General features: G+C 69.7%; 15 protein-coding genes and 1 tRNA gene. 5 read left to right on the forward strand and 11 right to left on the reverse strand.

Annotation, left to right across the window (positions count from 1 at the left end; all coding sequences use genetic code 11):
- Positions 1 to 359 precede the first annotated feature (359 nt).
- The gene (locus ACZ4TO_RS24420) at positions 360 to 998 is read left to right on the forward strand and encodes a hypothetical protein (protein WP_451075309.1); all 639 of its coding nucleotides are present in this window, start codon (positions 360 to 362) and stop codon (positions 996 to 998) included.
- Positions 999 to 1,088: 90 nt separating this feature from the next.
- Here the strand turns inward: ACZ4TO_RS24420 and ACZ4TO_RS24425 are convergent, their stop codons facing one another.
- Both ACZ4TO_RS24425 and ACZ4TO_RS24430 read right to left on the reverse strand, forming a co-directional pair.
- Positions 1,089 to 1,754: a DUF4142 domain-containing protein gene (locus ACZ4TO_RS24425; RefSeq protein ID WP_468025195.1), complete on the reverse strand. Its 666-nt coding sequence runs from the start codon at positions 1,752 to 1,754 to the stop codon at positions 1,089 to 1,091.
- A gap of 401 nt (positions 1,755 to 2,155) precedes the next feature.
- Positions 2,156 to 4,180 (reverse strand): cell wall-binding repeat-containing protein, encoded by a 2,025-nt coding sequence (locus ACZ4TO_RS24430; protein ID WP_468025196.1) that lies wholly within the window; start codon positions 4,178 to 4,180, stop codon positions 2,156 to 2,158.
- Between the two features lie 246 nt (positions 4,181 to 4,426).
- Between ACZ4TO_RS24430 and ACZ4TO_RS24435 the strand changes: the two genes are divergently transcribed.
- Complete coding sequence (locus ACZ4TO_RS24435) at positions 4,427 to 5,197, forward strand: calcium-binding protein (RefSeq protein ID WP_468025197.1); 771 nt, start codon at positions 4,427 to 4,429, stop codon at positions 5,195 to 5,197.
- A 563-nt stretch (positions 5,198 to 5,760) separates the two neighbouring features.
- Here ACZ4TO_RS24435 and ACZ4TO_RS24440 read toward each other — a convergent pair.
- From ACZ4TO_RS24440 to ACZ4TO_RS24460, 5 genes are all read right to left on the reverse strand, one after another.
- On the reverse strand, positions 5,761 to 7,806 hold the full coding sequence (locus tag ACZ4TO_RS24440; RefSeq protein ID WP_468025198.1) for a cell wall-binding repeat-containing protein: 2,046 nt from the start codon (positions 7,804 to 7,806) through the stop codon (positions 5,761 to 5,763).
- A gap of 213 nt (positions 7,807 to 8,019) precedes the next feature.
- Complete coding sequence (locus ACZ4TO_RS24445; RefSeq protein ID WP_385048761.1) at positions 8,020 to 8,565, reverse strand: MOSC domain-containing protein; 546 nt, start codon at positions 8,563 to 8,565, stop codon at positions 8,020 to 8,022.
- 348 nt (positions 8,566 to 8,913) lie between these two features.
- Complete coding sequence (locus tag ACZ4TO_RS24450) at positions 8,914 to 9,363, reverse strand: cytidine/deoxycytidylate deaminase family protein (RefSeq protein WP_385048764.1); 450 nt, start codon at positions 9,361 to 9,363, stop codon at positions 8,914 to 8,916.
- Positions 9,360 to 9,836: a hypothetical protein gene (locus tag ACZ4TO_RS24455; RefSeq protein WP_468025199.1), complete on the reverse strand. Its 477-nt coding sequence runs from the start codon at positions 9,834 to 9,836 to the stop codon at positions 9,360 to 9,362. The genes ACZ4TO_RS24450 and ACZ4TO_RS24455 overlap by 4 nt, the downstream gene beginning before the upstream one ends.
- A gap of 235 nt (positions 9,837 to 10,071) precedes the next feature.
- Positions 10,072 to 10,145 (reverse strand) — tRNA-Gly (locus ACZ4TO_RS24460).
- A 510-nt stretch (positions 10,146 to 10,655) separates the two neighbouring features.
- Here ACZ4TO_RS24460 and dcd point away from each other — a divergent pair.
- Positions 10,656 to 11,231, forward strand: coding sequence for a dCTP deaminase (gene dcd / locus ACZ4TO_RS24465; RefSeq protein WP_382783673.1), 576 nt, complete (start codon positions 10,656 to 10,658; stop codon positions 11,229 to 11,231).
- 4 nt (positions 11,232 to 11,235) lie between these two features.
- Positions 11,236 to 11,751 carry a phosphoribosyltransferase gene (locus ACZ4TO_RS24470; RefSeq protein WP_382783676.1) on the forward strand — a complete coding sequence of 172 codons (516 nt, stop codon included), beginning with the start codon at positions 11,236 to 11,238 and terminating at the stop codon, positions 11,749 to 11,751.
- 156 nt (positions 11,752 to 11,907) lie between these two features.
- On the opposite strand, the gene ACZ4TO_RS24475 is transcribed toward ACZ4TO_RS24470, so the two are convergent.
- The 4 genes from ACZ4TO_RS24475 to ACZ4TO_RS24490 all read right to left on the reverse strand — a co-directional run bounded on the left by ACZ4TO_RS24475 (position 11,908) and on the right by ACZ4TO_RS24490 (position 18,946).
- Positions 11,908 to 13,197 carry a beta-propeller fold lactonase family protein gene (locus ACZ4TO_RS24475; protein WP_468025200.1) on the reverse strand — a complete coding sequence of 430 codons (1,290 nt, stop codon included), beginning with the start codon at positions 13,195 to 13,197 and terminating at the stop codon, positions 11,908 to 11,910.
- Positions 13,198 to 13,439: 242 nt separating this feature from the next.
- Positions 13,440 to 14,498, reverse strand: a complete 1,059-nt coding sequence (locus tag ACZ4TO_RS24480) for a Yip1 family protein (protein ID WP_468025201.1) — start codon at positions 14,496 to 14,498, stop codon at positions 13,440 to 13,442.
- A 284-nt stretch (positions 14,499 to 14,782) separates the two neighbouring features.
- Positions 14,783 to 16,276, reverse strand: a complete 1,494-nt coding sequence (locus ACZ4TO_RS24485) for an FG-GAP and VCBS repeat-containing protein (protein ID WP_468025202.1) — start codon at positions 16,274 to 16,276, stop codon at positions 14,783 to 14,785.
- 393 nt (positions 16,277 to 16,669) lie between these two features.
- A complete protein-coding gene (locus ACZ4TO_RS24490; RefSeq protein ID WP_468025203.1) occupies positions 16,670 to 18,946 on the reverse strand; it encodes a (Fe-S)-binding protein in 2,277 nt (758 codons plus the stop codon).
- A gap of 266 nt (positions 18,947 to 19,212) precedes the next feature.
- On the opposite strand from ACZ4TO_RS24490, the gene ACZ4TO_RS24495 reads away from it, so the two are divergent.
- On the forward strand, positions 19,213 to 20,328 hold the full coding sequence (locus tag ACZ4TO_RS24495; protein ID WP_468025204.1) for an MraY family glycosyltransferase: 1,116 nt from the start codon (positions 19,213 to 19,215) through the stop codon (positions 20,326 to 20,328).
- Positions 20,329 to 20,458 lie beyond the last annotated feature (130 nt).

The following is a 20,458-nucleotide window of genomic DNA, read 5'->3' on the forward strand; positions in this document are numbered from 1 at the left end:
TCGCTGCCACAGATATTCGGCCGGCTGGGGCGGCAGGGTTTCTGCCGCGGGCCGTACGGCGCAGCCCGGAATATGTCACGAAAATCGAACCCGCGCCGGCACCGCCGCCGAGGTCCTTCCGGCCGTTCCCGGCGAGGGCGGACAGCCGGACGTCCGGGCGCCCGACGGGGGCGGCCACCCCGGTTCCGGACCGCACGCGCGTATGCGGAATCGAGACCGTCCCGCATGCTTCCCGCTGCAACTGGCGGGCCGTCTCGTGCTGTCCTGTGGGGCAGAGCCGACGGCCCGTGCGCAGGGGCCGTCCGCCGTGGTCGCACAGGGGGTGACCACGGGTTCGTCGATCGAGAAGAGGATGGGTCATGGCCGGTCTCAGACGTACGTCGGCGGTGGTGCTGGCGGGCGGGATCATGCTGCTGACGGGGTGCCAGGACACCGCGGACACGAACTCCGCCGGTACTCCCGGTACCTCCGCGGCCGCCTCGGCCGGAGCGGTCGAACCGTCGGCGTCCGCCGAGAGCACGGCACCCGCGTCGAGCCCCGCCGTCACGGGCACGCCGTCCCGCGGCTCGGCCACCGGCTCCCCGAAGAAGGCCACGGACCGGGCGACCACCGCGGCCGCCCACTCGCCCGCCGCCGTCGCGGGCTGCCGCAACCTGACCGCCGGTGCCGTGGTGAAGGCCGACGTCACCCGGGCGTACCGGCACCACGAAACGCAACTCGAACACATCGGGCCCGTCCCGCACGCGTTCTTCTACGGCCAGTGCGGCACCGTCCGCTACGCCGCCACCCGCTTCCAGCCCGTCGCGGGCGCCACCCAGGCGGAACTCGTGGGCCTGCAGGACGAGGGAAGCGTCACCAAGTACTTCCGCGACTCGGGAAGCGGCTGGGTCTACGTGGCGACCGACGGATTCCCCGTCAGCCCGCACGGCTGCGGCGACATCCCGGTGATACCCGACGCCCTGGCCACCGCCTGGCGGAACTGCTCGATCGCACCCTGACCACCCGGGCCACCCTGAACCGCCCGCTCGGCCTCCCGCGGCTCCCCGAACGCCCGGTGCGCCCCGCTCCCGCGGGGCGCACACCGCGACTCACGGCGACGACGGCGCCGGAAGCACGGCCGGGGCCGAGGCCGGGGACGCCGTCGCGTTCGACGCGACGCTCTCGAAGTCGACGTATCCCGTCCGCTCCAGCGCCGAGATGTGGGCGAGCTCGGTCCGATTGGTGACCGTGGCCAGGTCCCGCACCAGCGTGTTGCGCGTGCCGCTGCGCACCTGCGCGAGCTGCTGGAAGATCCTGCCGTGCTCCTCGCGCAGCAGATTCGCGAAGAGCCGCCGGTACTCGGAGTCCTGAGCCGCCGTCAACTGCGCGAGCCAGCCCTGCTGTTCGGCGGTCGGCTGGGTCGGCAGGGTGATGGCGAGGTCCTTCGCCACCTCGCGGACCCGCTTGTCGAGGTCGGTGTGGCCGGTCACCAGTCGGCTGCCCGCGTCCTTGATCTCCTTCGTGGGGGCCTTCTCGACCGCCTGCCGGCCCGCGGACGTCTCCCACAGCCCGTCCAGTTCCACCTGCACCACGAGGTCGCGGTCGGCCGCGCTCAGCGGTCCCCAGGGCGTGCTCACCACGGGGCCGGGGTCGGCGATGGCGGCCTTCACCGCGTCGAAGCGGTGCGGGTAGGAATAGAACACCGGGTACGCGAGTGAGCCGATCGTGCCGCCGATCGCCAGCACCATGAAGAGCGAGACGAAGCTGCGCCGCAAGGGAGCCTCCCTGAGGACCGGCTGTTGTTCGGCTGCCTTCATCCGGGCGGTGCGGTCCGTACCGGCCGGAGCCGTTCTTGGCGCGTACCGAGTGCTCCGGCCCATCCCGCACGGGGGGAACGGGAGTTGTGGGCGGGGGCACCCGGCCGCCAGGCCAGAGGATCACTTCGCCGTCCGGCACCGATAGGGCCGAACGGCCCACCCCTCGGGGCCGGACGGACACCGGGCCGCGTTCCCGGACCGGGTGGCCCGGCCCTCCGCACGCCCGCCTCACATCCGTTCCACAGAGGGGCAGTTGACGGGGTCACCGGTGGCGCGTCCGCCGCATCGCCCTGTTCCTGCTGACTGACCCGCCGGTGGTCCGGGCCGCCCCCTCGGAGGACGGCGGCCCGGACCCGGGGTCACTTCGAGACCGTCACCTTGAGCGGGGCCAGGTCCGGGCTCGGAACGGGCTTGCCGGTGCTCGCGGACAGCGGCTGGGAGGCCGGGCTCTGCGGGATGTCACCCTTGTAGTACGGGGTGTACGTGTAGGTGCTGTCCACGCCGATGGCCCTGCCGATCAACGGGATCACCTTCGCGTCGACGGAGCCATTGCCGCCGAACACGGCCACGTGGTTCAGGCTCGCCGAGGTGCGCATCATGTACCACTTGGTGTCGTACGTCAGCGAGGTGACGTCGGTCCACAGCAGCGGGCCGAACGTGGTCATCGCCGACGACGCGGAGACACCGCCGGTCCAGCTGTTCACCGAGGCCACCGCGGCGTCAGACGGCGACGACCACCAGAACTCGGCGAGCCGCGCGGCGACCGGCGCCGGACTGCCGCCGAAGCGGTAGTAGCTGTACTTGCCGGGCCAGTGCGGCAGCTTGCCGCCGTTGTACGCCTTGGACAGCGCCGACTCGGCGTCGACGCCCACCGTGATGATCTTCGTCGTGCTCGGGCTGTACTTGTTCAGGTAGCCGTACACCGACGCGGTCATGGTCGAGCCCTCGGTCAGCAGCACGACCGCGGTGCCGGAGGTGCCCATGGCGCCGGCGGCGGAGCTGGCCGCGAGAGCGTTGTGGTAGTCGGTGCCGGTCGCCAGGAACACGTACTTCGGGGCGCTGGTGATCGTCTTGGCCACGGCCACCGAGGTGGAGTAGCGCGAGACGTCGGACAGTCGCTTGGCGACGTACCCGAGCGAGGTCACCTTGGACGCCACCGAGCTGCTGAGGATGCTGGTGCCGCCGACCAGGTAGACGGTCTTGCCCTTGGGCAGCATGCGCTTCAGCTCGGTCTGGACGGAGGCGTCCAGGCCCGTGCGGGAGGTCATCAGCACCGGTCCGTGCTTCTTGCCGGCCAGCGAGGTCGCGGTGGTGGCGTACGCGGAGTCCGACTTGCTGATCAGGACGGCCGAGCTCGCGTTCATCAGCCCCGGCACGCTCTTGCCGAGGGTGTTCCACGTCCACTTGGACGACGCGATGTTGGTGTCGTAGGTGTCGGCGCCGTAGACCCGGGAGATCGCGTTCTTCCGGAGCGGCTGCCAGGCCACGTCCGTGCCGTCGGCCATGGGCACATGTGTCTCCGTGCCCGTGCCGAGGTCGTGGATCCAGATCTGCGAACCGCTGGGGCCGGTGTCCGCGCTGCCGGTGAAGTACGTGTCGTACGCGATCCGGTCGCCCTTGGGTGACCAGGCGGGGCGGTTGTGGTCGGCGGGGTCCGTGGTGACCTGGGTCAGCCCGGTCCCGTCGGCCTTGACCGTGAAGAGCTGCTTGTGGCCGGCGACGGTCCGGGTGAAGACCAGCGACTGCCCGTCCGGGGACATGCTCGGCTCGTCCGCGTTGGACGCCACCTTCTTGAACGCCTTGGTGGGGCCGTTGTAGACCCAGACGGCCGGAGTGCCCGTGGTGGAGCAGCTCGTGCCGGTGCGCACGAAGGCCAGGTTGCCGTTGACGGCTCCGCTGGCCTTGGAGTCGCAGCCGTCGACGTCGGTGCCGAACAGGGCCTGAGGAGCGCGGCCGCTGTTGGCCACGGCCACCCGCAGTCGGCTTCCGGCGGTGAAGACGATGTCGCCCCCGCCGTACCAGAACGTCGGATCGACCGGATGCCAGCCACTGCCCGCCGGCATGACGATGTCGTTGCCCGATATCGACTCCTGGGCGTACGACTTCGTACGGAGACGGTCGTCATAGGGGTTCACGTAGGCGATCTGGCTGCCGTCGGCGGACCAGGCGGCCTGGTTCGCGGTCTCGTAGAACTGGACGCTCTTGGTCCCGTCCGGGTTGACGTACTGCAGCGAGCCGCCGCCGTTGTACAGCAGCCTGCCGTCCGTGGCCGGCCAGCCGGCGGTGTCGGCGGTCGCCTGGCCCGGGAGCCCGGCGACGAGACCGGCCGCGAGTGCGGCGACGGTCGTGAGCGCCGCGAATCCGCGACGCGCAGAGGTGTTCAATGTGCCCCCACAGATGAATGGATGGCTGCTTCGTCCCTCCCCCGAGGCGAACGGACGGCATCGTGTTCGTCGTCCGTACGGCAGCGGCGAAACTGTAGCGCCGTACCACGGCATCCGCGGGACCGGGTCGCATCCGGATCCGATCGACGTGCGCGTACAACCAAACCCGCAGGTGGGGAGTCTTCTGCACACCCGAACTCCACGATCGGAGATCCGGCGCACCGTTCCTGTCCCCCATGGAGAACCATGCACATCCGTACGGCCGCGGCCGCCACCGCCGGCAGCCTGGCGCTGCTCGCCCTTCTCGCGCCCACCGCGCAGGCGGACACCCACAAGGGCGACATCGCCTTCACCTCGGTGACCTTCAGCAAGACCACCGTCAACGTCGGCGTCAGCGAGATCCAGAAGCTGACCGCCTCCGCCACGCTGAAGGACAACTCGGGCATCAGGACCGCCATGGGGTTCAAACTGGTGAGCCCCGACGACCACATCCAGTTCGCGAAGTCATCGACCTGCACACGCCCCTCGTCGACGACCATGAAGTGCACCTGGTCGTACAGCCTGGACCCCGACAGCACCGACGACTACTTCGACCTCCGCAACAGCTCGGCCGGCACCTGGCACCTCGACGCGGAGGCCGGCGCGTACGACGGCGACTTCTACACGCTCGACAGCAGCGTCACGATGAAGATCAAGCGCTTCGCCAAGCTGGCGACGACGCAGGCGACGCCCGAACCGGTCGCCAAGGGCAAGACACTGACGGTGACCGGAGCGCTGACCCGCGCCGACTGGAACACGAACACGTACGTCGGCTTCGCCGCCCAGAAGGTCGCCCTCCAGTTCAAGAAGTCCGGTACGTCGACGTACACCACCGTCAAGACGGTGACCACCGACAGCACGGGCAAGCTGAAGACGACGACCACCGCGAACGCCTCCGGCACCTGGCGCTGGCACTTCACGGGAACGGGGACGACCAGCTCGGCGACGGCTACGGGGGACGGGGTCGCGCTGAAGTAGGTCTCCAGGAGGAGCAGCCGACACCGGGGCGGGCCGAGCCGGTACGTGCATGGCGTCGCCGGGAAGACGGGAATTGTCGGACAGGCCCCAGGGGCGAAGTATCGCAGCCGGCTCGACGGTAAGTGATCGTCGGCGAAGGTGACTTGAGGTCGCCCGGCACCGGACACGACGTCGCACACGTCGGGGAGTGCGGGAACCGCTGCTCGCGGCCGTCGCCAGGCATCGGTCCCCCGTACAGCTCGCTTCGCTCGGGCGGGAACCTTTCGCGATCTTTGGGCGTCGGGGATCAGTGTCGGAGGGGGTAGGCGTGCAGGACGATGATGCGTATTGGTGGGTGATGCCCGCTGTTGCGGCGGGGGTCACTGTGGTGCTCGGTGCCGTGATGCTGCTCGTCGTCACGGTCTGCTTCATGGCCACCGACTGGGTTCGGCACAGGCGGAGTCGCCCTCATGAGTGAGGGACGGGTCCGTGACTGATCTGGTGCGCTGATCCGGTGCAGGGGTGCGGGTGGCCCGTGGGGCGGGGGCGCCGGTCGTGCTGATCGGCGCCCCCGCCCGGTCGCGCTACTGGTGCTGGACCGTCTTGAGCGAGTCCAGGTGGGGGTCCGCGCCGGTCGGGCCGGTGCGGGCGACCGTGGCGGGCTGGCCGCCGTTGGTGCGGGCCGCGTAGGTGCTCTGCTGGGAGGCCGGCGCGACGAGGCCGTCGTAGTACGGGTGGTACACGAACTGGCTCGCGCTCGCGCTGATCGCGGCGCCCGCGGTGTCGAGCGCGGTCTTGGCGACCGAACCGGTGCCGCCGAACGCGATCACCGAGTTCGTGCTCGCCGACTCGCGCAGCAGGTAGCTCTTGACCTCGCTGGAGAGGCTGTCCTTGGCGGTCCACAGGACGGGGCCGAAGACGTTCATGGCCGCGCCCGCGGAGACCCCGCCGCGCCAGGAGTTGGTGTAGGCGAGCGCCGTCGTGCTCGGCGCGGACCACCAGAACTTGGCGACGGCGATCGAGGTGGCCTCGTTCGTCGAGCCCGTGATCGGGTAATACGTGAACGTCGACGGCCAGTTGGAGAAGTACGTGTGCGTCAGCGCGTACTTCGCCGAGGAACCCACCGTGATGACCATGGTGTTCTTCGGGTTCAGGCTGTTCAGGTACGACTTCACCGACGAGCTCAGCGCATTGCCGTTGTTCAGCACGACGCTGCCCGCGCTGCTCGTGCCGTCGGCACCGGCCGCGGAGGCGGCCACGAGCGCCGAGTGGTAGTCGGTGCCGGTGGCCAGGAAAACGTACTTCGGGCTGCTCGTCACCGACTTGGCGACGGCGACCGAGGTGGCGTAGCGGTCGGTGCCGGACAGCCGCTTCGGGGTGAAGCCGAGCGACGTGACCTGCGAGGAGACCGTGCTGGTCAGGATGGACGTGCCACCGATGAGGTAGACGTTCGAGCCCGGCTTCAGCGTGCGCTTCAGCTCGTTCTTCACCGCGGTCGTCAGGCCGCTCTTGGTGGTGCCGAGGACCGGGCCCTGCTTCTTGCCGGCCAGGGCGGGCGCGGTGAGCGAGTACGCCGAGTCGTCCCGGTTGATCACGACGGCGGCCTTTGCGTCCATCAGACCCGGGACCTTGGTGCCGCCGTACGTGTTCCACGTCCAGCGCGAGGAGGCGATGTTGCTGCCGTAGACGTCGGAGCCCCAGACGCGGCCGGCGGAGTTCTTGCGCAGCGGCTGCCAGCTCGGGTTGCTGCCCTGCGGCGTGCCGCGGACCGCGGTCGTCGCGCCGGTGGCCACGGTGACGTACTCCGTGGTGTGCACGTCGGCGCTGTCACCGGAGGTGTGGACGTCGGCGATGATCCGGGTGCCGGTCGGCGACCAGGACGGGTTCGCGTAGCCGCGGCCGTCGGTGGTGATCTGCTGGACGCCGGTGCCGTCGGCGTTCGCGGTGAAGAGCTGGCTGAGCCCGCCGCCTACGTTGCGGACGAAGGCGAGCTTGGTGCCGTCCGGGGAGAACGCCGGCTGCGCGGCGTCGGTGAGGACGCGCTTGACCGTGTTCGCGGACGAGTCGTAGACCCAGACGCCGTCGTTGTCGTAGCAGCCGTAGTTGATGCGACGGGAGAAGGCCAGCAGGCCCTTCGGGCTGACGGTCGGGTCCTCGTCGCAGACGGTGGACGGCTCCTGGGTGGCCGACAGCAGGGGCTTGGGGGCCCACGAGGCGTCGGAGGGGCCGTAGACGAGCTGGCCGCCGGTGGAGTAGACGACGTACCGGCCGCCCCACCAGAAGGTGATGTCCTTCTGCTCGGCGCTGGAACGCACGCCCGCCGCCCAGGGCAGGCTGAAGCGCGAGCTGCCGTCGGGGCGTTCGCTGGCGAGCTGGCCCCACTCGGAGACGATGCGGCTGCCGTCCGGCGCCCAGGCCGCGTAGCTCCCCATGTGGGTGCCCACCTGGGTGGCGGTCCCGGTGGCCGGATCGACCAGCGTCGGGCCGTCGGTGAGGATCTTTCCCTCGGTGCCGGGCCAGGGCCCGGCGTCGTCCGCGGCGGCGCTCGGAGCGCTCGCCAGGGTGCCCACCGCGGCGAGCGCCGCCGCGGTCGCGAGCGCCGCGGCACGGCGGCGCATGAACAGTCTCAAGTTGTCGACCCCCCATGGATCACGAACACAGGCCCCGCACAGGGGCTGAGTAACTGTAGATCGCACCGAGACGCAGGGGAACAAAGTTTCGGAGCAGGAAGATCACGTTTCGCCTGCGACCCGCGCCATGGCCGACGCGGCCGCCGACGACCGGCCCGAGCGGGCACGGACGGGCGAGGTCGCCGGCAACGCCGATGACCACGGGACAAGAACCTAGACCCGTTCCAGCGGGCGGTGAGGCGGTGGCGGGGGCTCGACCTGGATGGAATCGTCGGGGCGGACGGTCCCTCCACGGCGGACCACAGCCATGACGCCGCACTTGAACGTGAACTCGCCGGACAAGGGGTCCATGGCGAAGACCTCACCGAGCAGCCCCTTGCGGAAGTCGTTGATCTTCGAGCACGGGTTGCGCAGTCCGGTCACCTCGAGCACCGCCTGCTCCCCGAGATGGAGCAGGGCGCCGGTGGGCAGGCCCAACAGGTCCACCCCGCGCGTGGTGACGTTCTCGCCGAGCTGGCCCGCAGAGACCTTGAAGCCTTTGAGCGCGAGTTCGTCGAAGAGTTCCTCGTGCATCAGGTGAACCTGGCGCAGGTTGGGCAGGTCCGGCTCGTACGTCATGCGGAACTGGTGGCGGATCGTCTCACCTGCGTGAACGTCTCCTTCCACGCCGAGCCCCGTGAGCAGCCTGATGGAATCTCGATGGGGCTTGCTGAACGAGTACCCCTCGTTACGGCTCACCGCGGTCACCTGTCCAGGCATCACGCCCTCCACCTGTTGTCGTTCTGCGGCCGGACATACGGTGGCTGCGACGGAGGCGCCACGCGCGGATCTCGCCGTAGAGCACGGATGCCGCAAGGATGAAGAGCGCGGTCGCTATGCCCGCTGACCACGGTTCAGGCACCCACCAGTGGCCTACGACCGTCCACCCGGCGAGGAACAGTACGGCAAGGATGTAGCCGCGCAGACGTACGCGCAGTCGGCGCATCTCTTGCCGTGGTTCAACTGCCATGGTGGCCCTGTGTCATCGCGGGATGATGCTTGATCACAAGCGCATGCTGCTCACCCATGCCCTGTAGGTCAACACGCCGGCAGGGACTCGGTGTTGGATCACGTATCGGCTGGTTCCTCTGGAAGTGGTGCGCTCTCCTCGGCGTCGAGCTGGTGGTCCGCCCAGACGTAGCTTTCGGGAAGCAGGTCGGTGATGGGCACCATCCGGAGGCCGCCCTCTGTCCCGACGATGACCTCGAGGGCCGGGAAGTAGTCAAGGAGGACTTGGCGGCAGCGGCCACACGGGGGCACGACGCCTCGGTCGCGGTCACCCACCGCGACGATCGTGTCCAGGTCGTAGGCGCCCTGGGCGGCAGCAGCGCCGATCAGGACCAGCTCCGCGCAGGGGCCTCCGGTGAAGTGATAGGCGTTCACCGCGGTGACGATCCGGCCGTCCCGGGCACGGCCCGCAGCCGCCATGGTGTGGTTGTCGCCCCGGCAGCGCGTGGCCGCGAGGTGTGCCGCTGCCCGGATCAGTTCGTGGTCGACACGGTCGGTCGGTGTGGTCATCTTCTCTGCCTCCGAGCGGCCTGCGGCTCCAGCGAATCCTGGCCTATCGCGATCAGAACCAGTGGGGCGTCCTTCTTCGGCAGCGCCACCTCATGGCTTCCGTCAACCGTGGTCAGCTCGTAGAACGAAAGCCTGCCGTTCAGCGGGAGCTTCTTGTCGAGCTGCGTGAGTGTGAACGGACCGTTGAGTACCGTCTCTTGGCCAGTACGGCGCTCCCGCCACGTCAGCGGCTGCCCTTGGGCGACGAACAGGCTGCCTATCTTGAGGTGCTCTATCTGCCGGCCCTTGCCGATGTTCAGCAGAACTGTTCGGCCGATGGTCTTACTGAGCGCAGTCACTTCGAAGACTTGGCCCTGGAGCAGATCAGCGGCGTCCCGTTCGGGAGTGCGACGCCTGATGAAGGTCAGGGCGAGAAGCAAATCAGTGACGTTTTGGGTACCGGAGGCACGCCGTGCAGCTCTTGGGGCGGTCATGGCGATGATCTTGGCAGTGGGTGCGTAGGCCCGCAAGGACACGGCGGGGCGGAGCGCAGTCGGGGCTTGATGGCATGGTGCGCGCTGAGCGGGCGAAGCGGCGCGAGGGTGATCCGGCGCACCGCAAGGAGCAGACCGGCAGCCAGCCGGTCCTGCTGGTGCGCAGGTAGTGCGCTCATCACCCATTGGTCTGGACAACAAAGAACCCCCGGGTCACTGACCTGGGGGTTTCACATGGAGCGGGTGACGAGAATCGAACTCGCACTCTCAGCTTGGGAAGCTGATGTTCTACCACTAAACTACACCCGCGTAAGACGCCGGTTGGGCCGGTGTCGGAATGCCCGCTCACTGTACCTCATGCCCGGCCCCCGGCGTCGAAGCCGCGGGGCCGCCGCGCGTTTCGGGGGGTGGATGCGGCTGCGGGGGACCGGAGTTGGGGCGTACGGTGGGGGCGTTGAAGTGGGTCCAGGCGGGGTCGGAGTGCCGCCTGGAGAGCCGTCCCTTTCATCCCGTAATGTGGCTTTCGTTGTCAGGGCATCAGCCTGACGCGGCTCTTGGGGAAGGGACTCTGGGACTTGATGGAGCGCACCGTCGTCCGTTGTGCCGAGGGGCACGTGTTCAGTACCGCTTCGTTCCCGATGCAGCAGGCCGAGCGGCTCGGCCCCGGCCGGCTGCTGAGGTGTCCACGGTGTGCCCGGCTCCGCAGTGTGGTGCCGGTGACCCTGGAGAGGGCGGGGACCGAGCAGTAGGACGGGCAGGAGTACCGGCGCGCGGAGCCACGATTGTCGTGGCTCCGCGCGCCTTGCGTATCCTCAGGAGGTGCTTCTCTCAGACAAGGACATCCGGGCCGAGATCGACGCCGGGCGGGTCCGGATCGATCCCTACGACGAATCCATGGTGCAGCCGTCGAGCATCGACGTGCGGCTCGACCGCTTCTTCCGGGTGTTCGAGAATCACCGCTACCCCCACATCGACCCCTCGGTCGAGCAGGCGGACCTCACGCGGCTCGTCGAGCCCGAGGGGGACGAGCCGTTCATCCTCCACCCCGGGGAGTTCGTCCTCGCCAGTACGTACGAGGTCATCACGCTGCCCGACGACCTCGCGTCGCGGCTCGAGGGCAAGAGCTCCCTGGGACGCCTGGGCCTGGTCACCCACTCCACCGCGGGGTTCATCGACCCCGGGTTCTCCGGGCACGTCACCCTGGAGCTGTCCAACCTCGCGACCCTGCCGATCAAGCTGTGGCCGGGGATGAAGATCGGGCAGCTCTGCATGTTCCGGCTCAGCTCGCCGGCCGAGTTCCCCTACGGCAGCGACCGCTACGGCTCCCGCTACCAGGGCCAGCGCGGACCCACCGCCTCGCGGTCCTTCCTGAACTTCCACCGCACCCAGGTCTGAGGCGATGACCATGTCCCCCGTGCGCGAGAACCTCACCTACGAAGGGTTCGGCGTCGCCGTACGCGAACTCGCCCAGACGATCGCCGACGACGGGTACGAGCCCGACATCGTGCTGTCGATCGCCCGGGGCGGTGTCTTCGTCGCGGGCGGGCTCGCCTACGCCCTCGACTGCAAGAACATCCACCTGGTGAACGTCGAGTTCTACACGGGGGTGGGGACGACGCTGGAGATGCCGGTGATGCTCGCCCCCGTCCCCAACGCGATCGACTTCTCGCAGAAGAAGGTCCTGATCACCGACGACGTCGCCGACACGGGCAAGACGCTCAAGCTCGTGCACGACTTCTGCGTCGGCGAGGTCGCCGAGGTCCGCAGCGCGGTGATCTACGAGAAGACCCAGTCGCTGGTGAAGTGCGAGTACGTCTGGAAGCGCACCGACGAGTGGATCAACTTCCCGTGGAGTGTCTTGCCTGTAGTGCGTAGGTCCGGCGAGCCGGTCACCCCCTCCAAGGAAGCCCTCTAGCCCTCTAGCCGCAGGGCGGAAGGCGGCGATGCCCGCTTGTCGTCGCCTCGCTGTCGACACCACGGAGGCTTGGGCGGCGGGCCGTGGTGTGGGGTTGCGTGGTCACGGGGTGCCCCGGCGTCGGTGGCCCCAGGGCCCCCGGCGCCGGGGCGTTCGTCATACCGGTGTGCAGTTACCGCGGGCCGGGACGGTGGCCGTGGCCGGCCGGTCGTGGCCGGGCTTTCCGTGATCCGGCTTGCCGTGGTCGGGCTTCCCGTGTCCCGGCCTGCCGTGGCCCGGGCAGCGCACGACCCCGATCGCGACCCCGAACGGGAGGTCGCCGACGGGGATGGTGGCCACGACGGTGTTGGTGGCGGTGTTGATCACGGACACCGTGTCGGCGTTGGCGTCGGTGACGTAGGCGCGGGTGCCGTTCGGCGACACCGCCACCTCTCGAGGCGCATCGCCGACGGGGATGGTGGCGACGACCCTGTTCGTCGCCGTTTTGATCACGGACACGGTGTCGGCGTCGGCGTTGATGACGTAGGCGCGGGTTCCGTTCGGTGACACCGCCACCCCCTGGGGCGCATCGCCGACGGGGATGGTGGCGACGACCCTGTTCGTCGCCGTTTTGATCACGGACACCGTGTCGTCGTTGAGGTTGGTGATGTAGGCGCGGGTGCCGTTCGGCGACACCGCCACCCCGAACGGGAAGGCGCCGACGGGGACGGTGGCGACGACCGTGTTCGTCGCCGTCCTGATCACGGACACCGTGTCGTCGTCGGAATTGGTGACATAGGCACGGGTGCCGTTCGGTGACACCGCCACCCCGATGGGAGCATCGCCGACGGGGATGGTGGCGACGACCGTGTTCGTGTCCGTCCTGATCACGGACACCGTGTCGGCGCCGAAGTTGGTGACGTAGGCGCGGGTGCCGTTCGGCGACACCGCCACCCCCAGGGGCTCAGGGCCGACGGGGACGGTGGCGACGACTGTGTCGGTCGCGGTGTTGATCACGGACACCGTGTCATCGGCGCGGTTGGTGACATAGGCGCGGGTGCCGTTCGGTGACACCGCCACTTCCCACGGCGCAGCGCCGACGGGAACCGTGACCGCCACCGTGTTCGTCGCCGTGTTGATCACCGACACCGTGTTGGCGTTGAAGTTGGTGACGTAGGCGTAGGTGCCGGGCGGCACGGCCTGGGCGGGCTGCGGGGCCACCAGGGGCAGGGCCAGGCCGGCCGCTGCGACGAGACCTGCCACCAGCGCCCGCAGCAACCCATCCCGCCACGAGCGACGCACTCGAAGATCAGGCGGCGCCGACGACGGGAGGGTCTCCTGCGCGCCCACCCCCCTCACGGTTTGACAGATGGCCACAGCAATCCTCTCGACCGGACTGACAGAACGTGACGCAGTATGACAGTTCGTCATATTCGGTACGGCGGAGACGCGCAGCGCCCTGACCATGGGTCGGGGCGGTCGCCTGGACGTTCGTGCGCCCCACCGAGACCGCACATGGTCGTGTGTCGCGACCGAACCGGAGGATCCGGAGCACGCAGGCGGGCGACCGGGCCCGGGCAGGCCCTCGACGCGTAGGCCTCGACTCCTGGGCCTTGGCGCGTCGGCGTATGACGTGAGAGGGGCTCCCGGCGGTGTGCCGGGAGCCCCTCTTTCTCAGTTCTGGACGGGTCTGCGTGCCGCCCGCCGGGTCAGAACGTGCCCAGCTTGATGATCGACAGGATCGCGATGAGCTGAATGGAGGACGCGGCGAGCGCCTTCGGCCAGGGGAGGTCGTGGGACTTGCCGACCATCATGGTCAGCAGGGCGCCCGCGGCGACCCAGGTGATCCAGCCGAGGAGCTTCACGAAGGACGCGTCGCCGCCGAGGAACATGGCGAAGAGCAGGCGCGGGGTGTCCGTGATGGACATGATCAACATGGAGAGGCCGACCGTGGGCTGCCAGGCCCCGTCGCCGCCGAGCTGGCGGGCCAGGGTGTGGGTGACCACGCCGAGGACGAACGTGCTGAGCACGAGGGCGACAGCGGTCGTCAGGACGATCGGGACGGCGTTGGAGAGGGTCGCGGTGATGGCGTCCTCGCGGGCGCCGTCGAAGCCGAAGACCGCCAGCAGACCGTAGAGGAACGTCACGATCAGGGCCGGGGCCCACATCGTGTAGTCGCGCATCTGCAGGAAGGTCCGGTTCGGGGCCGCGACTATGCCCTTGAGCAGGTCCTTCCAGTGCAGCCGGGGGCCGACCGGCGGTGCGGCCGCCTGGCCCGCCCGGTAGACGTCCCCCTGGCTGTAGGGGTCCTCGCCGATCGAGAAGGCCTGCGTGTGACCGGGGCTGTTCGCGGCGTACGGGTCCGGGCCCTGCTGCGGGTGCCCGTCGCCGAAGTACTCCGGCTCACCGTGCCCGCCGCCGTACCCGCCGCCCTGTCCGCCCTGGGGCCAGCCGCCCTGCTGCCCGCCGCGGTAGGGCTGGGAGCCCTGCTGCCCGCCGTACGGCTGCTGTCCGCCGTACTGGGGCTGCGACGGCGCGCCCGGGTAGCCGTACGGCTGCTGCCCGCCTCCCTGGGGGGACTGCTGTCCACGTCCCTGGGAGGACTGTCCGTACGACGGTTGTTGTTGCGGTCGCCCTTGCGGTGCACGGTTGTCCCGGCCGCCGCGTCCGATCCTGAATCCAGCCACGTCATCGAACGTACCTGGTCCCGAAGAGTGACGTGGCGGCTCAGGGGCGGCGGGCCGGGCATTGGGGCCGAGCTGTGACATCCCCTACGGGAGCGCCGAGTCCGCCCCTACGGGTCCGCAGGACCGCCCTCCGGACCCTCCCGGGAGGCCGGAACGATCAAGGCACGGGAACGGCGGACCGGCCGGTCAAGGCGCCGACACGGAGGCGCAGTTGGTGACGTGCTCCGGCGGGTCGGTGAACGAGAAACCGCCGGGCCCGTGTGCGCGGGCCCGGCGGTGTGGGACGGGACGATCGGGGTGACGGACGGTGCGGACCGCCGGTCGTCCGACGGCCGGCGAACAGGGTGCCGGCCGCCGGTCACCCGCTAGTCGGCGAACAGGGCGCCGAACTGCGGGGTGCCCGAGGTCGAGACGCCCGAGGTGCTCGGGGAGACGGTGCGGGAGCCGGTCGTGGTGATCTTGCTGCCGTTCGAGGGCAGGTAGGTCACCGCGCCGTTGGCGGAGTTCTCGTACGAGCCGACGAGCAGGTCGGCCCGGCCGTCGCCGTTGACGTCGTCGAGCTTGACGTCCGCGCCGAACAGGTCGCCCTTCTCGTCGTTGCCGGGGACACCCGCCGTGCTCTGCGCGAACGCCTGGGTGCCGGAGGAGACGTTGACGCCGGCCGCGGAGCCGTACAGGACGGTGACCATGCCGGTGTTGGTGACGCCGTCGATGTCCTCGTCCGGAGCCGAGACGACCAGGTCCTGGTAGCCGTCGCCGTTGACGTCGCCCATGTCCAGGTCCCAGCCGAAGGCGTCGCCCTTCTCCGAGGTGCCGGGGACGCTGCCGCTGTTCTGGGTGACGCCGGTCGTGCCGGCCGGTCCGGAGGCCGAGCCGTAGGTGATGTTCACCTTGCCGCCGTTGGCGGCGTCCGGGACGGGCGTGCCGTTCTCCGTGGTGGCGTCCCAGCCCGCGCCGCTGACGATGTCGCCGAAGCCGTCGCCGTTGATGTCGCCGATGCCGGTGACGATGCCTGGCTTGAGGGCCTTGGCGGACGCCACGCTCAGGCCGGTGGCCGTGCCGGGCACGTAGTAGTTCGTGTTCCAGCCGTCGTCGGTCTGCGTCTCGAAGCCGTCGACGATCAAGTCGGTCCTGTGGTCGCCGTTCACGTCGCCGGCGGTCAGGCTGAGCGGGCCGTAGGGGTTGTCGTTGGTGCCCGACTGGATCGGGGGCTTGATCGTCGTACGGGCGCCGGGGGTGCCGGCCGTGCTGAAGCCGCCCTTGTAGACGTAGATCGTGCTGGAGGAGCTGCCGACCGCGAGGTCGGCCTTGCCGTCGCCGTCGAAGTCGCCGGCGGCCAGGTCCTTGCCCCAGTAGTCGTGCGAGGAGGGGGACGGGTCCGGGACGTCGACGCCCTTGCCGGTGAGGCCGCTCGCGGAGCCCCAGAGGATGGCGAGGCCGCCGCCGTTGGTGTCGGTGCCGACCTTCTCCGAGGGGGAGGCGACGGCGAGGTCGTCGTACCCGTCACCGTTGAAGTCCGCGTACGCCGTCTCGGCGCCGAAGGCGTCACCGGCCTCGGCGGTGCCGGGCACGCCGGTGGTGTTCTGGCTGATCGTGGAGCGCTTGGCGGACGACACGCCGGTGGTCGTGCCGTAGAGGGCGACGATCTGGCCGGCGCCGGCGTGGCCGCTGACGTAGGCGCCGTGGGCCGAGAGGGCCACATCGCCCTTGCCGTCGCCGTTGAAGTCGGCCTGCGGGACCGTGGTGGAGTCCGCGGCGGTCGCGGTCGCGGCCGAGAAGGTCAGAAGACCGCCCGTCAGAGCGGCGGCGGTCGCCGTCGCGAGGGCGAGGCGCACGTGGCGCGGGTGACGCATGAGCATGCGGGATTCTCCTGCGGCATGCGGGGACGCTGGGCGCGCGTCCCTGTCAATAGGGAGCCGACCGGCTGCATTTGCCTGGAGTTGTCCGGCAGTTCACCGACCGATCGACGATCAGGAGACCGACGACGGTGGGCAAGGGTTGTACGTGAGTTCGGTTCCGTTCCGGCCGGGCGCGCGGTGTTCGAGGGGCCGCACACGGCGACACCCCCGTGCTCCACGGAGCACGGGGGTGTCGGTCGTACCGATCCGGAAACGGGCCGGTCGGCTGTGCCTGACGGCCGGGTCAGGCGGCTGTTCAGGCAGTCGTGTCGGACGCTCGTCCGGACGGTGCGGAACGGATCGCTGCGGAACGGATCGGTGCGGAACGGATCGGGCCGCACCAGGGGAGGACGGCTACTTCACCGGCTCCGGCTCCGGCTCGCTCTCCGACTCGGCCGCGCCCGCCGGCGGCTCTTCCTCGACCGGCGTCTTGACGGATTCGAGCAGGAGCTGGGCGACGTCGACGACCTGGACGGACTCCTTCGCCTTGCCCTCGTTCTTCTTGCCGTTGACCGAGTCGGTCAGCATGACGAGGCAGAACGGGCAGGCGGTGGAGACGATGTCGGGGTTCAGCGACAGAGCCTCGTCGACACGCTCGTTGTTGATGCGCTTGCCGATCCGCTCCTCCATCCACATCCGCGCACCGCCGGCGCCGCAGCAGAAGCCGCGCTCCTTGTGGCGGTGCATCTCCTGCTGACGCAGGCCCGGGACGGCGGACATGATCTCGCGTGGGGGCGTGTAGACCTTGTTGTGGCGGCCCAGGTAGCACGGGTCGTGGTAGGTGATCAGACCCTCGACCGGGGTCACCGGCAGCAGCTTGCCCTCGTCGATGAGGTGCTGGAGGAGCTGCGTGTGGTGGATGACCTCGTAGTCGCCGCCGAGCTGCGGGTACTCGTTGCCGATCGTGTTGAGGCAGTGCGGGCAGGTGGCGACGATCTTCTTCGCCGACTTCGGCTTCTTGGTCGACTCGTCCTCGTCGTCCTCGCCGAAGGCCATGTTCAGCGCCGCGACGTTCTCCATGCCGAGCTCCTGGAACAGGGGCTCGTTGCCGAGACGGCGGGCGGAGTCACCGGTGCACTTCTCGTCGCCGCCCATGATCGCGAACTTGACGCCCGCCATGTGCAGGAGCTCGGCGAAGGCCTTGGTGGTCTTCTTGGCGCGGTCCTCCAGGGCGCCGGCGCAGCCGACCCAGTAGAGGTACTCGACCTCGGAGAGGTCCTCGATGTCCTTGCCGACGACCGGGACCTCGAACTCGACCTCCTTGAGCCACTCCAGGCGCTGCTTCTTCGCCAGGCCCCAGGGGTTGCCCTTCTTCTCCAGGTTCTTGAGCATCGTGCCCGCCTCGGAGGGGAACGCGCTCTCGATCATCACCTGGTAGCGGCGCATGTCGACGATGTGGTCGATGTGCTCGATGTCGACCGGGCACTGCTCGACGCAGGCACCACAGGTGGTGCAGGACCACAGGACGTCCGGGTCGATGACGCCGTTCTCCTCGGCGGTGCCGATGAGGGGGCGCTCGGCCTCGGCGAGGGCGGTCGCGGGCACGTCCTTGAGCTGCTCCTCGGACGCCTTCTCGTTGCCCTCCATGTCCTTGCCGCCGCCGGCCAGCAGGTACGGGGCCTTGGCGTGCGCGTGGTCGCGCAGCGACATGATCAGGAGCTTGGGGGAGAGGGGCTTGCCGGTGTTCCAGGCGGGGCACTGCGACTGGCAGCGGCCGCACTCGGTGCAGGTGGAGAAGTCGAGCAGGCCCTTCCAGGAGAACTGCTCGACCTGGGAGACACCGAAGACGTCGTCCTCGCCGGGGTCGGTGAAGTCGATGGCCTTGCCGCCGGAGGTCATCGGCTGGAGGCCGCCGAGGGCGGTCCCGCCGGTCGCCTCGCGCTTGAACCAGATGTTCGGGAACGCCAGGAAGCGGTGCCAGGCCACGCCCATGTTGGTGTTGAGCGAGACCACGATCATCCAGATGAACGAGGTGCCGATCTTCACCATGGCGGTGAGGTAGATCAGGTTCTGCAGGGTGGCGACGCTCAGGCCCTTGAAGGCCAGGACCAGCGGGTACGAGGCGAAGTACGCGGCCTCGTAGTGGTCCACGTGGTGGATGGCGCCCTCGAGACCGCGCAGGGTGTAGATCGCGAGGCCGATGGTGAGGATGACGTACTCGACGAAGTACGCCTGGCCGGCCTTGGAGCCCGCGAAGCGGGACTTGCGGCCCGGGCGGGACGGCAGGTTCAGCAGGCGGATCACGATGAGCACGGCGATGCCGATGGTCGTCATCACGCCGATGAACTCGATGTACAGCTCGAACGGCAGGAAGTCGCCGATGACCGGCAGCGTCCAGTCGGCCTGGAAGAGCTGGCCGAAGGCCTGGGCGAGGGTCGGCGGGAGGGTCAGGAAGCCGATCGCCACGAACCAGTGGGCGAAGCCCACGATGCCCCAGCGGTTCATCCGCGTGTGGCCGAGGAACTCCTTGACCAGGGTCACGCTGCGCGCGTAGGGATTGTCGGTCCGGGCACCGGCCGGGACCGGCTGGCCCAGCTTGAAGTACCGGACGAACTGACCGATGGCGCGTGCGAGCAGCGCAACGCCGACCACGGTCAGGACCAGCGACACAATGATCGCGGCGAGTTGCATTCGGGGGCTCCTCGGGCCTGCGAGGTGTTGCTTCGAGGGTGACCTCGAAGGTGATTACTAAGCGGTAACTTATGCAGTCCGTCTGAGACTACCCACTTCCTTCGCCGCACTGTAGTCAGCGGTGCGGTGATCTGCGTCGCTGAGGGAAGCCTGAGTGGGCGCCCGGAATGCGGGCACGGGGTGCGGTTCGCCCGGGGTCGACGGGACACGTAAACCCGATCGTGTTATTCACCCAATACTGTGACAATTACCCCTAAATTGGCGATGTGCTGTACGGAATCACGGCCGCCACCGCCGCTCTGCTCCTGACCGCGACGCTCGCCGCGCTGCTGCGGGCGTTCTCCCTGCGCCTCGGCCCGGCCGGCGGAAGGGGGCTGCCGGCACGCCGGGCGAAACCGCGGGCGCCCGGAAGGGCACGGCCGGTCCCGCTCCTCGGCGGGGTCGCCGTGGCCGGCGCGACCGCGCTCGTCGGCTGGGCCGGGGACTGGACCGGCGCCGCCCCGCTCGGCCCCGAGGCCGGCCGGCTGCTGGTCGCCGCGATCGCGGTCGCCCTGCTGGGCCTGGCCGCCGACCTGCTGCCCGTGCCCCCGGTGGTGTGCGTGGCGGGGGTCGCCGTCGCCGCCGCGCTGACCGTCCCCTACGACGAACTCGGTCTGCCCGCCGGAGTGCTGGCGGTGGCCTGGACGGTCCTCGTCACGCACGCCTTCCGCTCGCTGGACCACGCCGACGGGGTGGTGGGAACGGTCGGCGTCATCACCGCGTTCGCTCTCAGCGGGTGCGCGGCCGCCGAGCTCATGGACGGGCTCGCGGCGCTGCTCAGCGTGCTGGCCGCCGCCCTCACGGGCTTCCTGATGCACGGATGGCCCCCGGCCCGGATCGCGCCGGGGCGGTGCGGGTCGCTGTTCGCCGGCTTCCTGCTGGCCTCCGCGGTCGTGCAGGTGCACGCCGAGCGGCCCGCCGGGCCCGGCCTCGGAGCCGCCTTCGCCCTGACGGCCGTGGCCACCGCGGACGGCGTCCTGGTCCTGGTGTCGCGGCGGCGCGCGGGACGGCCGCTGCTGCGACCGGCACCGGACCATCTGGTGCACCGGCTGCGGCGGGCCGGCCTCACCCGGCAGGGGGTCCTGGTCGTGACGGGGCTGGCGGCGTTCGCGGGCGCGTTCGTGGGGCTGTGCATCGACCTCGGCTGGCTGGGGGCGGGAGCCGCCTGGTGGGTGGCCGGTGCCGTGGCGGCGGTCGCCGTCGCGGGGGCCCTGCGTCCCGGGGTGCGCCCGCGGCGCGTCCATCCGCATGCGATCCCCGCCCCCGGGGGACCCGTCCCGAGAGCGCTCGGGCGTCCCGGGCGTCCCCGTCCGGAGTCTCCCGGCGCGGTGAAGGTTCACTGACACAGCGAGAAAGGCGCAGGTCAGAAGCTCCATGCGTGTAAGGAGCGGATAAGAGTTGAGCCCCCACGACTCAGGTCTGTTGACCGGGAGCCGGACGTCGTGCACACTTGAGTCCGTTCCACTCAAGTCA

The sequence above is a fragment of the Streptomyces sp. NPDC028298 genome, from assembly GCF_055565895.1.